The following is a 13,617-nucleotide window of genomic DNA, read 5'->3' on the forward strand; positions in this document are numbered from 1 at the left end:
ATGGCTGACTCTGGCACGTCAAAGATCAAGTTCAAACTCGGCGAGCATGAGTTCGAGTTCGAGGGGCGCCCAGAGGATGCGGCGGAAGCGTACAAAGCCTTCCTCGCGGCGGTCGGTGGTATTGGGAAGATCGCTCCTGCAGCGCCGCCTGTGGCACCCACTCCTGCCCCGGCTGCCGCCTCTTTTGCACCAACTCCTGCGCCTGCCCCGAGCGGCGACGGCGACGATCCATCGAAGTTGGCCGCGACGCCTGCAGCACCACCATCGCAGCCTGGCGTGGAAACGGTGAGTATGCGTCGGGTCTTTGCCGAGAAGAACGCCATCGTCTCGCTGCTGGCGCTGCCGAAGACGGCTAGCGAGGCACTTCTACTGCTGCTGTATGGCTACCAGGAGTTGAAGGCGTCCGAGTATCCCGTGACAGGCGTTCGCCTCATGCAGGCCGCAAAACAATCCGGGCTTCATCAGTTGGATCGCGTGGACCGAGCGATGACACCGAACGCTGCTTATGTGCTGACGGCGGGGTCACACCGCGGGCGCCGCTACCAGTTGAACAACCAAGGTATCGCTAAGGCGCAGGAGATCATGAATGCGATCTTCAAGTAGCGCACAAAGGCGAACGGCCACGTTGGGGACCGTGGCCGTTCTATCCTTCAGCGGCATCTTGGTTGCGACGGCGCGTGTAAGCGTCATGCGCCGGAAGGACGTCCGTATTCTAGCCAAGAATCATGGAGGAACCATGTCCGCAACGTAGGGCGGAAAGTAAAACGCCCCGGGGTAGGAGCCGAGGCGCTTTTGGCGTTGGTTAGGGCTCGCGCCACCCACCACCAGTTCGGATAGAACACCCCAGATTTTAAGCGGTCTGGAGCGGTGATGGGACGAAATTTGCCCTCAATCCTTGAGGACAAACCATGCACTTCTGCATGTACCCCAAGGGCGTTCATGTGCGCGCTTACGTCCGCTTCCGGTTCGGCCGGTGGGAAAACGTCTGCGAGCATTGCCGCTCACACCCCGATCAGATGGACTTGTTCCACTGATCACTTCTTAACCAGACCCGCCCCGGCCTCACCCGCCGGGGCCTTTTTCCGCGCGGCGACGCCCTTTGCTGACAACGCCTTGCGCTCGGCCTCCGTCATCGACTCCGTGCGCTTCTGACCGCCCACAAGACCCCCCTTGCGGGACGCCGCTCGGCGCGCATCCATGTACTTCGCCTCGTCGCCGACGGCCTGGTCGACGATGGACTTAGCAAGCTGGTTCAGATCCTTCTTGGGCATACGCTGAGCTTCTCTGGCAGCCACACCGGACGGCTAGTCCGGTGAGCTAGGGTGAATCCATGCACAGCCTCGACGGCTGACGGGGTCGGCAAGTGGACAAACACTATCACAGGCGTCCGTCAAGTGGGTTTTTCTTACTTTCAAACTGAGACACTACCCACCGAGAACCCTGGGCTCACGGCCGGTTCGTCAGACGCAAAACGACTGTGGATAACCTCTTCCCAGCCGCTCTTCGACCGCTAGAATCGTTCGGCTGAAGAAAGAATTGTCCACAAGAAAGATGAGCGCCGACGTCTGGTCCCAAGGCTGCGAACGCCTGGCGACCGAGCTGCCCGAGCAGCAGTTCAACACCTGGATCCGTCCTCTCCCCGCGGCCGAACTCGTCGACCGCGGTGATTCGGCCGTGGCCACGCTGCGGGTGCCCAACCGCTTCAAGCTCGACTGGATCCGCAACCAGTACGCCGCGCGCATCGAATCCGTGCTCAGCGACCTGGCCGGCAAGCCGGTGCGCCTGGACCTGCAACTCGCCGCCCGCGAAGCCCCACCGCGGCCGTCGTCCGAGGCGCCGCGCAGCAACGGCCATCCGCAGGCCGCCGGCCAGTGGCTCGGTGCCCCCTCGTCATCGAACGCCGGGGCCTACGCGCAGGCCGCCGCACCGACGCCGCAGCACCGGCTCAACACCGCCCTGACCTTCGACACCCTGGTGCCGGGCCGGGCCAACCAGATGGCGCGCACCGCGGCGCTGCACGTGGCCGGCGCGCCGGGCGTCATGTACAACCCGCTGTTCATCTACGGCGGCGTGGGCCTGGGCAAGACGCACCTCATCCACGCGGTGGGCAACGCGCTGCTGCGCGACAAGCCCGATGCCCGCATCCTCTACCTGCACGCCGAGCAGTTCATCACCGACGTGGTGAAGAACTACCAGCGCAAGACCTTCGACGAGCTGAAGGCCAAGTACCACTCGCTCGACCTGCTGCTGATCGACGACGTGCAGTTCTTCGCCGGCAAGGAGCGCACCCAGGAGGAGTTCTTCAACGCCTTCGAGGCGCTGCTGGCCAAGCGCGCGCACATCATCATGACCAGCGACACCTACCCCAAGGGGCTGGCCGACATCGACGAGCGCCTCACCTCGCGCTTCGACGCCGGGCTCACGGTGGCCATCGAGCCGCCCGAGCTGGAGATGCGTGTCGCGATCCTGATGAAGAAGTCCGACGTCGAAGGCACGCCGATGCCCGAGGACGTGGCCTTCTTCGTGGCCAAGAACGTGCGCGCCAACGTGCGCGAGCTCGAGGGCGCACTGCGCAAGGTGCTGGCCTATGCGCGCTTCAGCCAGAAGGACATCAACATCGCGCTGGCCCGCGAGGCGCTGAAGGACCTGCTGTCGATCCAGAACCGCCAGGTGGGTGTGGAGAACATCCAGAAGACCGTGGCCGACTTCTACAAGATCAAGGTCGCCGACATGTACTCGAAGAAGCGCCCCGCCAGCATCGCCCGGCCGCGCCAGATCGCGATGTACCTCGCCAAGGAACTGACGCAGAAGAGCCTGCCCGAGATCGGCGAGCTGTTCGGTGGCCGGGACCACACCACGGTGCTGCACGCGGTGCGCAAGATCGGCGGCGAGCGCGGCAAGAACACCGAACTGAACCAGCAGCTCCACGTGCTGGAACAGACTCTCAAGGGTTGAAGCATGCGCAAGCCGATGCCGTCAAGTGACAAGCCTGGGGACAAGTTCGGAACAAGCATCGAGTCATCCACAGCCCGAGGCCGACCGCCAGAGTTGTTGTCGGCGGCTCCCGCGCAAACCGAGCCACGGCCCACAGGGTTGAAGCCAAGCTAAGTGATTGCCGGAACAAGCGAAAATGGCCTTGTCCACACGAAGTGCCGGCCCCTACTAAAACGACTATCTGAAGAGGTTTAAATGATTGTCTTGAAGAGCCCGCAGGAAAAATTTCTGGGTGCACTGCAAGCCGTCGCCGGCATCGTCGAGCGGCGCCACACCTTGCCGGTGCTGGCCAACGTGCTGATGCGCAAGACCGGCAACGCGATCGAGTTCACCACCAGCGACCTCGAGATCCAGGTCCGCACCCAGGCCGAGTTCGACGGCGATGCCGGCAACTTCAGCACCACCGTCGGTGCGCGCAAGCTGATCGACATCCTGCGCACCCTGCCGGCCGACCAGAACGTGACGCTCAGCAGCGCGCAGAGCAAGCTCACGCTCACCGGCGGTAAGAGCCGCTTCACGTTGCAGACGTTGCCCGCCGAAGACTTCCCGCTGGTGCAGGAGGCGGCCGATTTCGGTCCGGCCTTCAGCGTGCCACAGAAGAGCCTGAAGGCACTGATCGCCCAGGTGCACTTCGCGATGGCGGTGCACGACATCCGCTACTACCTCAACGGCATCCTGTTCGTCGCCGAAGGCAAGAGCCTCACGCTGGTGGCCACCGACGGCCACCGCCTTGCGCTGGCCCAGGCCACGCTCGATGTGGAGATGCCCAAGCAGGAGGTCATCCTGCCGCGCAAGACGGTGCTGGAACTGCAGCGCCTGCTGAAGGACGAAGACGCCGCCATCGAGATGCGCTTCGCCGGCAACCAGGCCAAGTTCGCGTTCTCGGGCATGGAGTTCGTGACCAAGCTGGTCGAGGGCAAGTTCCCCGACTACAACCGCGTGATCCCCAAGAACCACAAGAACCACGTCACGCTGGGCCGTGCGCCGCTGCTGGCCAGCCTGCAGCGCGCCGCCATCCTGACCAGCGAGAAGTTCAAGGGCGTGCGCCTGAACTTCGACCCCGGCACGCTGCGCATCGCCTCCAGCAACGCCGAGCAGGAAGAGGCCAAGGAAGAGCTCGAGATCGACTACGGCGGCGACGCCATCGAGATCGGCTTCAACGTCACCTACCTGATGGACGTGCTGGCCAACATGGGCCAGGAGATGGTCACCTTGTCGCTGCAGGACTCCAACAGCTCGGCCCTCGTCACCGTGCCCGAGCAAGGCGGCTTCAAGTACGTGGTGATGCCGATGCGCATCTAGCGCGCCACGCTGCCGACACCAGCACAGCGGGCCGAGAGCCCGCTGCAGCGTTTTTGAAGGGGCCGGTCCACCGGCCCCGTGATGGAAAAGAGCCCCCATGAGCGACCCCAAGACCCCGCAACACGACGCCCAGAGCGGCGTCACGCAGCAACCCGTGCCGTCGGCAGAAGGCCATGCCATCTCCGTGGGGTCGGACGCGTCGGTGGCCTATGGCGAGGGCTCCATCCAGATCCTGGAAGGCCTGGAGGCGGTGCGCAAGCGGCCCGGCATGTACATCGGCGACACGTCCGACGGCACCGGCCTGCACCACCTGGTGTTCGAGGTGGTCGACAACTCCATCGACGAGGCACTGGCCGGCCACTGCGACGACATCGTGGTCACCATCCACTCCGACAACTCCATCAGCGTCACCGACAACGGCCGCGGCATCCCCACCGGCGTGAAGATGGACGACAAGCACGAGCCCAAGCGCAGTGCCGCCGAGATTGCGCTGACCGAGCTGCATGCCGGCGGCAAGTTCAACCAGAACAGCTACAAGGTCTCGGGCGGCCTGCACGGCGTGGGCGTGAGCTGCGTGAACGCGCTCTCCAAGTGGCTGCGACTCACCGTGCGCCGCGAGGGCAAGGTGCACCTCATGGAGTTCCGCCGCGGCTTCCCGCAGGACCGCGTGCTGGAGATGCGCAACGGCTTCGAGATCTCGCCGATGGCCATCGTGGGCGACACCGAGAAGCGCGGCACCGAGGTGCACTTCCTGCCCGACGAAGAGATCTTCACCAACATCGACTTCCACTACGACGTGCTGGCCAAGCGCCTGCGCGAGCTGAGCTTCCTGAACAACGGCGTGAAGATACGCCTGGTGGACGAGCGCAACGCCAAGGAAGACAACTTCGCCTACGCCGGCGGCGTGAAGGGTTTCGTGGAGTTCATCAACACCGGCAAGAAGGTGCTGCACGGCAACATCTTCCACGCGCTGGGCGACAAGATGAGCGAGTTCAACACCAACATCGGTGTCGAAGTGGCGATGCAGTGGAACGACGGCTACAGCGAGCAGGTGCTGTGCTTCACCAACAACATCCCGCAGCGTGACGGCGGCACCCACCTCACCGGCCTGCGCGCCGCCATGACGCGGGTGATCAACAAGTACATCGAGGACAACGAGCTCGCCAAGAAGGCCAAAGTCGAGATCGCTGGCGACGACATGCGCGAAGGCCTGGCCTGCGTGGTGAGCGTGAAGGTGCCCGAGCCCAAGTTCAGCAGCCAGACCAAGGACAAGCTGGTGTCCAGCGAAGTGCGCGGCCCGGTGGAAGAGATCGTGGGCAAGCTGCTCACCGACTACCTGCTCGAGAACCCGATCGACGCCAAGATCATCTGCGGCAAGATCGTGGAGGCCGCGCGTGCCCGCGAGGCCGCGCGCAAGGCCCGCGAAATGACGCGCCGCAAGGGCGTGCTCGACGGCATGGGCCTGCCCGGCAAGCTGGCCGACTGCCAGGAGAAGGACCCGGCGCTCTGCGAGATCTACATCGTGGAGGGCGACTCCGCCGGCGGCTCCGCCAAGCAGGGCCGCGACCGCAAGTTCCAGGCGATCCTGCCGCTGCGCGGCAAGATCCTGAACGTGGAGCGCGCCCGCTTCGAGAAGCTGCTCACCAGCAACGAGATCCTCACGCTCATCACCGCGCTGGGCACCAGCATCGGCAAGGACGAGTACAACCCCGACAAGCTGCGCTACCACCGCATCATCATCATGACTGATGCCGACGTGGACGGCGCCCACATCCGCACGCTGCTGCTCACCTTCTTCTACCGCCAGATGCCCGAGCTGGTGGAGCGCGGCCACATCTACATCGCCCAGCCGCCGCTCTACAAGGTGAAGCTCGGCAAGGAAGAGCAGTACCTGAAGGACGGCACCGAACTCGACGCCTACCTGCTGCGCGTGGCGCTGCGCGACGCGCGGCTGGAAACCGGCGTGGGCGGCACCGTGCTGCTGGGCGAAGCGCTCGAATCGCTGGCGCGCCAGTACGTGCTGGCCAACAACGTGACCGCCCGCCTGGCCAACTGGATGGACGTGGAGGCGCTGCGCACCATCGCCGCCGGCCTGGTGCTCAACCTGGACACCCTGGCCGACGCCGAGACCTCCGCCGCCGCGCTGAAGGCGGCGCTGCACGACGCCGACGTGAGCGCCGAGTTCGACGCCCGTGTCGACAAGCACCTGCTGCGCATCAGCCGCCGCCACCACGGCAACACCAAGAGCAGCGTGATTACCGCCGACTTCGTGCACGGCGCCGACTACGAGGCGCTCAGCACCGCCGGCCTGGCCTTCAAGGGCCTGGTGTCGGCCGACGCCGTGGTGAAGAAGGGCGAAGGCGAGAAGCAGAAAGAAGCCAAGGTGACCGACTTCCGCGAGGCCATGGCCTGGCTGATGCTGCAGGCCGAGAACAGCGTGGGCCGCCAGCGCTACAAGGGCCTGGGCGAGATGAACCCCTCACAGCTCTGGGAAACCACCATGGATCCCACGGTGCGCCGCCTGCTGCGCGTGCAGATCGACGACGCCATCGAGGCCGACCGCGTGTTCACCATGCTGATGGGCGACGAGGTGGAGCCGCGGCGCGACTTCATCGAGACGAATGCGTTGAGGGCAGCGAATATCGACGTGTGAGCGGTCTCGACGAACAGGGATAACCTCGAGACCGTGCCCGCAAGTCTTCACGACGCTTGACCAGCAGTCGGGACAGCTTACCGCGCAGTCGTTTGATGAATGATCGAACCGTTCTGCAAGCCGGTTCCGTGGAGCGCCCAAAGGGGTGGAAGACATTCTGCTCATTCCAGAACAAGGCGCGCGTCCTGTACCGCGGCGTTTCGCCTGCAGACACCGTTTACCGGTACATGCGGCTTGAACAGCTTCGCGAACTATTCACGACCAAGAGCTTGGTTCTGAAATCGCCGCGAATGTGGATTGCTGCTGACCCCTACGAGGGTTGGTGGTGCGACCAGTTGTTCGGCGTCGACGGGCCAATGAACTCAACACAAGCCTACGCTTCGTGCTGGACCTTCAACTTTGCGGACGAACCATTCTGGCGGCTCTACACCTGCCGGTGCCACGGTCAGCCGGCCCCACTCCCAGCTGTTCGAATTGCGGTCAAGGTGGGCAGTCTGTTAGACGTCGCGACAGATGCTGTTCAAGCGAAGCGCGGCAAGGCATATGTCGGACACGTAAGTTATGCAAAGAGCAGCCGAGAACCCATCGAGTTTGCTGCCAGCTACCGCGCGCGAGCTATTGCCGCCAAAAACAGCACGGCAGCTACAGCGCTTTGCATGAAGCGTCGGGCCTATCAGTTTGAGAACGAGGTTCGCTTCTTGTGGGTTGGCAAGGACCAACCGCAAGAAGAGATCGAAGTCGCCGTACAACCGCTAAAGCTAATTGAGGCGGTCATGATCGGGCCGACGACCGACATCGAGCACCAAGATCAACTGCGTAAGCTCGTACGAGAGTTGGGCGTGCCTGAAAATCGCATCATCCAGTCGCTGCACTATCAGCCGCCCTACGCTTGATTCTGAAGTGCGATAGCGCAATCGGCTTCGTGGTGAACCATTGAAGCCGCACCGAAAGTCGCTGGCGATCTAACAACACTTCAGGGCCGACAAAGGTGTACGAAATCAACCAGAACGAAGTCCCCTCCTCGTTCATCGCCCTCTTCATCCCCCGCGGCGCCACGCGCCCGAGCGAGAGCCGCGAGGTCATCGCCGCGCGCTACGAGCTGTGTGAAGACCTGGCGCAGATGCTGACCGAGCACGCCGTGGCGACGCGCGCCGACCTGGGCGTCACCGAGCTCGACGTGCTGGGGCAGTTGCTTCGCGGCCTGCAGACAGCCGATTCGGTCGTCATGCCCGGTGAGGCGCACTGGGTGGTGCGCCGGCTGGCGGAGCTGCTGGAGTGGCCGGCGCTCGCGCCGTAGGGGGACAAGCGGCTCAGCCGCTGGCCGATGATCGTCCCCCGCTGTGCTGTGCTGTGCGCGCTGCCGTCAGGGATTGGCAGCGCGGTAGGCCGCGCGCTTCGCGCTGTGCGCGGCCACCCGTTCCGCGGCGCCCGCGAGGCCGCGCTTGGCATCGCGCGTGGCGCGCTTGAGTCGATCGCGGAGCACGTGGAGCTTGGTACGGTGCTTGTGGGCTGCAGTGGCTTTGGACACGGGTCGGTCGCTTTCGTCCTGGTTGTAGGAATGCCGTGTCTACGCGCCCTGCGCCGGTTTGTCCGTGCGCTGCCCCACACAGCCGGCCGGCCGCTCAGCCCATCCGTCAATCAGTCAGTCACCCGAGGCCGATCCCCGCGGACACGCCGCGCAGCACGCCCACCACGTCGGGCGCAAACCGGAAGGCCCCCAACAGGTCATCGACCCGGTACCCCGGCAGCCGCCGCTGCAGCTCGGCGCTCACCGCGCGCGCTTCGTCGCCGCGCCCTGCCAGCGCCAGGCAGTGCGCCGCAATGGCCAGGATGTGCGCGTGCGCGTTCGGCCGGGCCACGGCCTTCAGGCTCCACTCGGCGGCCTCGGCATGGCGGCCCAGGCGCATCAGCGCCATCGCGCGCGTGGCCTGCATGGCAAACAGCAGCGGGTCGTAGGGGCTGAGTTCGCGCGAGTGATCGGCCTCGCGCAGGGCGGTCGCGGCATCGCCCGACTGCGAGTGGATGAAGCCCAGCGTGTAGTGGCCGTGTGCGAAGTTGGGGCTCAGCGCCACCGAGGTGTCCAGTTCGGCCAGCGATTCGCCGATTCGCCCGCGCAGCCACAGCGCACGGCCCAGCGCCCAGTGCACGGCCGGGTCGCGCTCGTCGGTCATCAGCCCCTGTGAAGCGATGCGGTAGGCCTGCTCCACCGCGGGCTCGCGCTCGCCCCAGCCGAGAAAGGCATTCTGGAAGTGCGTGAACGACAGGCCGGCATAGGGCCGCGCGAAGGTCGGGTCGAGCCGGATCGCGGCCTCGAACCAGTGGCGTGCCTGGTCGTTGTCCTCGCGGTTGAAGCGCACCATGTGCCACAGGCCTCGGTGGTGGGCCTCCCACGCGTCCAGTGAACTCGGGGGCTTGAGGATGGCGCGGTTGCGCTCGGCCGCCTCGATCTGCTGGTCGATCGCGGCGACGATGCGGTTGCCGATCTGCTCGATCACCTCGAAGGTCTGCGCGCCATCTCGTGCGGTGAACTCGTCCGCCCAAACGATGCGCGCGCTGCGGGTCTCGGTCAGTTGCACGCTCACGCTGAAGCCGCGGTGCGGCCCCGTGCCACCAATCCCACGCCGCTGCAGCTGCCCGCTGGCCACGTAGTCCACGTTGAGCGCGCGGCCGGCCTCGTCGGGGCCCACGCGCTGCGCGTCCAGCGCGAACACCGTGCCCTGGGCGATGACGAACAGGCTGCGCAGCTTGGCCAGCCGCGTGATCACGTCGTGCACCAGCCCGTCGGCCAGGCCGCCGCGCAGCATGCCGGGGGCGCCGTTGCTGCCGTGCTCGGAGAACGGCAACACGGCCACCGAGGCGCGCCGTGGGGTGGGCTCGGTGGCCGCCGGGGGCGGCGCGGCCTCGCTGCCGGTGAGCCGCAGCCATGCTGCATCGGCGCCCACCGGGCTGGCGGGGGCACGCGCCGGCGGTGCGCTCGCCGCCGCCATGGCGTGGCGCGCCTTCGCGGCCTGCCAGGCCCGGCCGATCGGCGCCCAGTCCTGCCCTTCGGCCTCGAAGCGGCGCGCGGTGGCGTCCAGGTGCTCGTCGCCCTCGTGCAGCCGGCCGCCGCGGGCCAGCGCGTCGAGCAGGCCTTCGTGCGCGCGCCGGTCGAAAGGCGCCAGTGCCAGCCATTGCTCCAGGCGAGCAATGACCCGGGCCTCTGCCTCCGGCCCCGGCGGCTGATCGCCGTGCACAAGTTGGTCCAGGATGGCCACGTGCGCGGCCCGCAGCCGCCGGCGCTGCGCCAGCAGCCAGGCGCTGTAGGGGGCGCTGCGCTCGATCTCCAGGCCCTGCAGGAAATCGCCGCCCACCCACAGCGCCTCCAGCGCCATCAGGCGCTCGGGCTCGAGCGTGGCCACGCCGGCCTGCACCGCGGCCAGGATCTCCGCCGCGTCCACGCGCAGCGCGCGGATGTCCAGCCGCACCGTGTCGCCCTCGGTCAGCAGGCGTGGGTGGCCCGGCTCGTCGAGCAGCGCGCGCGCCTTGCTGAGGCACCAGCGCAACTCGCCGCGCGGGTCGTTCGGAAGGTCCCACAGCAGCTCGCACAGCGCGTCGCGCGCCAGCGGGCGCGCGGCCAGCGCCAGGTAGGCGATCAACGCACGCACCTTGCGAGAGGACGGCAGGGCCAGCGGCACGCCGTCGCGCTCGATCGCCATCGGCCCCAGCAGGCGCAACTGCGGAGTGAGGGGGAGCCGGGGGTCGACGAGCGATTCCACGTTGATTTCCACGCCTGCTTCCACGCCGGGGCCGGACAGTGCCTGCGAGCGCCCCGGCAGCGGGCCGCTCACCGACGGTCCCGATGCCGAGCTGCCGACCTATCCACTACTGGAGCCCCACCATGAATTCATTGTCCACCCTGATCGACACGCCCCCCACCACCACCACGCCGCCCACACCCGACTTCGCCGCCATCAAGACGCGCCAGCGCGCCGCCTGGTCCTCGGGCGACTACGCCGTGGTCGGCACCACGCTGCAGATCGTGGGTGAGTCGCTGTGCGAGGCGGTCGACCTGCACGCCGGCGCCCGCGTGCTCGACGTGGCCGCCGGCAACGGCAACGCCTCGCTCGCGGCCGCGCGCCGCTGGGGCGAGGTGGTGTCCACCGACTACGTGCCCGAGCTGCTGGCGCGCGGCCGCGAGCGGGCCACCGCCGAGCGGCTGCCCATCACCTTCCAGGAGGCCGACGTGGAGGCTCTGCCGTTCGACGACGGCCGCTTCGACGTGGTGCTCTCCACCTTCGGCGTGATGTTCGCGCCCAACCCGCGCCGCAGCGCCGCCGAGATGCTGCGCGTGTGCCGCTCCGGGGGCCGCATCGGCCTGGCCAACTGGACGCCCGACGGCTTCATCGGCCAGCTCTTCAAGACTATCGGCAAGCACGTGCCGCCGCCGGCGGGCATCGAGTCGCCGGCGCTGTGGGGCACCACCGCGCGCATCGACGAGCTGTTCGCCGCGCAGGCCTCGCACATCCGCGCCGAGCCGCGCCACTTCGTGTTCCGCTACCGCTCGCCGGCGCACTGGCTGGAGGTGTTCCGCAGCTGGTACGGCCCGGTGCTCAAGGCCTTTGCCGCACTCGAGCCCGCGGCGCAGGCCCGGCTGGAAGCCGACCTGATGGCGCTGATGGGCCGCTACAACCGCGCCGAGGACGGCACGATGGTCGCACCCAGCGAGTACCTGGAGATCGTGGTCACCAAGCGGTGAGGGCGTGGCGCTGCGCGCTGGCGATCCGGTCCAGAATCGAAGCGCGCTTCGGCCCTCCCGGCCCGCCTTGTCTCGTCGAAGCGCCCGCAGGAGGCGACGACGACGATGAGCGCAGCAGACGACGTGCCGATTCACGCAGATCTCTCGCCCGGCAGCGCCAGCGGCGGCAACAACCGCCGCCACCAGATGTTCCCGGTGCTGAGCGACACCGAGATCGCGCGCATCAGCCGCTTCGGCAGCGTGCGCCGCTACGCGCGCGGCGAGCGGTTGTTCACATCGGGCGAAGTGGGGCCGGGCATGTTCGTGCTGCTGGCCGGCGTGGTGTCGGTCACGCACCGCGACGGCCTCGGCCACGTGCTGCCGCTGGTGCGCCAGGGGCCGGGTGAGTTCCTGGCCGAGGTGGGGCAGCTCTCGGGCCGCCCGGCGCTGGTGGACGGCACGGCCGAAGAGGCGGTGGAGGCCTTGCTGGTGCCGCCCGGTCAATTGCGCGCACTGCTGGTCGCCGAGGCCGAGCTGGGCGAGCGCATCACCCGCGCGCTGATCCTGCGGCGCGTGTCGCTCATCGAGTCCGGCGCCAATGGCCCGGTGCTGATCGGCCCGTCGACCGCGCCCGACATGCTGCGCCTGCAGGCCTTCCTGCGCCGCAACGGCCAGCCCTACCAGATGGTCTGCGCGCGCAAGGACGCCGACGCGGCGGCACTGATCGCGCAGTACGGCGCGGCCGCGGACGAGGTGGTGGTGGTCTGCCCGGACGGCTCGGTGCTGCTCAACCCCGGCGAGGACGCGCTGGCGCGCTGCATCGGCATGGTCGACACGGCCGAGCGCGACGAGCTGTTCGACGTGGTGGTGGTCGGTGCCGGCCCGGCGGGCCTGGCCACCGCGGTCTACGCGGCCTCGGAAGGCCTGAGCGTGGTGGTGCTCGACTGCCGCGCCTACGGCGGCCAGGCGGGCGCCAGCGCGCGCATCGAGAACTACCTCGGCTTCCCCACCGGCATCTCCGGGCAGGCGCTGGCCGGGCGGGCCTTCGTGCAGGCGCAGAAGTTCGGCGCCGAGATGCTGATCCCGGCGCAGGCCGTCGGTCTGGACTGCAGCCGCGCGAAAGACGGACCGGCTGCCGAGTTGCAGGTGAAGCTCGCCGACGGGCGGCGGCTGCGAGCACGCAGCGTCGTCGTGGCCAGCGGCGCCCGCTACCGCCGCCCGGCCGTGCCGCGCCTGGCCGAGTTCGAGGGCCGGGGTGTCTGGTACTGGGCCTCGGCCGTCGAGGCGCGCCTGTGCGCGCAGGCCGAGGTGGCGCTGATCGGCGGCGGCAACTCGGCGGGCCAGGCCGCGGTGTTCCTGGCCCAGCACGCCGTGGCCGTGCACATGCTGGTGCGCAGCCCTGGACTCGCGGCCAGCATGTCGCGCTACCTCATCGACCGCATCGAGGCCACGCCCAACATCCACCTGCGCCCGCACACCGAGCTGTCGCGGCTGGACGGCTGCACCGCCGAGGGCCTGGAGGGCCTGGCCTGGCGCGACCACCGCAGCGGCGCCGAGGAGGCGCGCCGCATCCGCCACCTGTTCCTGTTCGTCGGCGCCGATCCGGAGGCGGCCTGGCTGCAGGGTTGCGGCGTGGCGGTCGACGCGCACGGCTTCGTACGCACCGGGCAGGCGATCGAAGGTGAGGCCGGCGACGGCTACCGGCCGGCCGCGCTGGAGTCCAACGTGCCCGGCGTGTTCGCGGTGGGCGACGTGCGCTCGGGCTCCGTCAAGCGCGTCGGCGGTGCCATCGGCGAGGGCGCCGCGGCAGTGGCGATGATTCATCAGTTCCTGGCGGCACGCGCGCCGGTCGCCGCCTAGCGTCGCGACCGACCGCCCCGCACGGCGGGCCTGCGCCACCGGCGCAAACGCCCTTGCGCGAGCGCGTGGTGCGTGGTCTATTGATCCGAAGCAG

10 protein-coding genes are annotated in these 13,617 nt (G+C 67.7%); 8 read left to right on the forward strand and 2 right to left on the reverse strand.

The window, feature by feature from the left end; all coding sequences use genetic code 11:
- Positions 1 to 603, forward strand: a complete 603-nt coding sequence (locus ASC67_RS20590) for a hypothetical protein (RefSeq protein WP_156466734.1) — start codon at positions 1 to 3, stop codon at positions 601 to 603.
- 431 nt (positions 604 to 1,034) lie between these two features.
- On the opposite strand, the gene ASC67_RS10815 is transcribed toward ASC67_RS20590, so the two are convergent.
- Positions 1,035 to 1,271, reverse strand: coding sequence for a hypothetical protein (locus ASC67_RS10815; protein ID WP_056319616.1), 237 nt, complete (start codon positions 1,269 to 1,271; stop codon positions 1,035 to 1,037).
- 280 nt (positions 1,272 to 1,551) lie between these two features.
- On the opposite strand from ASC67_RS10815, the gene dnaA reads away from it, so the two are divergent.
- From dnaA to ASC67_RS10840, 5 genes are all read left to right on the forward strand, one after another.
- Positions 1,552 to 2,955 (forward strand): chromosomal replication initiator protein DnaA, encoded by a 1,404-nt coding sequence (gene dnaA, locus ASC67_RS10820; RefSeq protein ID WP_056319619.1) that lies wholly within the window; start codon positions 1,552 to 1,554, stop codon positions 2,953 to 2,955.
- A 234-nt stretch (positions 2,956 to 3,189) separates the two neighbouring features.
- A complete protein-coding gene (dnaN, locus tag ASC67_RS10825) occupies positions 3,190 to 4,296 on the forward strand; it encodes a DNA polymerase III subunit beta (RefSeq protein ID WP_056319621.1) in 1,107 nt (368 codons plus the stop codon).
- Between the two features lie 97 nt (positions 4,297 to 4,393).
- Positions 4,394 to 6,949, forward strand: a complete 2,556-nt coding sequence (gyrB, locus tag ASC67_RS10830) for a DNA topoisomerase (ATP-hydrolyzing) subunit B (RefSeq protein ID WP_056319624.1) — start codon at positions 4,394 to 4,396, stop codon at positions 6,947 to 6,949.
- A 95-nt stretch (positions 6,950 to 7,044) separates the two neighbouring features.
- Positions 7,045 to 7,842, forward strand: coding sequence for a hypothetical protein (locus tag ASC67_RS20595; RefSeq protein ID WP_156466735.1), 798 nt, complete (start codon positions 7,045 to 7,047; stop codon positions 7,840 to 7,842).
- 95 nt (positions 7,843 to 7,937) lie between these two features.
- Positions 7,938 to 8,246, forward strand: a complete 309-nt coding sequence (locus tag ASC67_RS10840) for a hypothetical protein (protein ID WP_056319631.1) — start codon at positions 7,938 to 7,940, stop codon at positions 8,244 to 8,246.
- 349 nt (positions 8,247 to 8,595) lie between these two features.
- Here the strand turns inward: ASC67_RS10840 and ASC67_RS10845 are convergent, their stop codons facing one another.
- Positions 8,596 to 10,776 carry a transcriptional regulator gene (locus ASC67_RS10845; RefSeq protein ID WP_235566285.1) on the reverse strand — a complete coding sequence of 727 codons (2,181 nt, stop codon included), beginning with the start codon at positions 10,774 to 10,776 and terminating at the stop codon, positions 8,596 to 8,598.
- A gap of 50 nt (positions 10,777 to 10,826) precedes the next feature.
- Between ASC67_RS10845 and ASC67_RS10850 the strand changes: the two genes are divergently transcribed.
- Together ASC67_RS10850 and ASC67_RS10855 are read left to right on the forward strand one after the other, a co-directional pair.
- A complete protein-coding gene (locus ASC67_RS10850; protein WP_056319634.1) occupies positions 10,827 to 11,684 on the forward strand; it encodes a class I SAM-dependent methyltransferase in 858 nt (285 codons plus the stop codon).
- A 105-nt stretch (positions 11,685 to 11,789) separates the two neighbouring features.
- On the forward strand, positions 11,790 to 13,523 hold the full coding sequence (locus tag ASC67_RS10855; RefSeq protein WP_056319642.1) for an FAD-dependent oxidoreductase: 1,734 nt from the start codon (positions 11,790 to 11,792) through the stop codon (positions 13,521 to 13,523).
- Positions 13,524 to 13,617: the final 94 nt, after the last annotated feature.

Source organism: Methylibium sp. Root1272, assembly GCF_001425905.1.
GTDB lineage: Bacteria > Pseudomonadota > Gammaproteobacteria > Burkholderiales > Burkholderiaceae_C > Methylibium.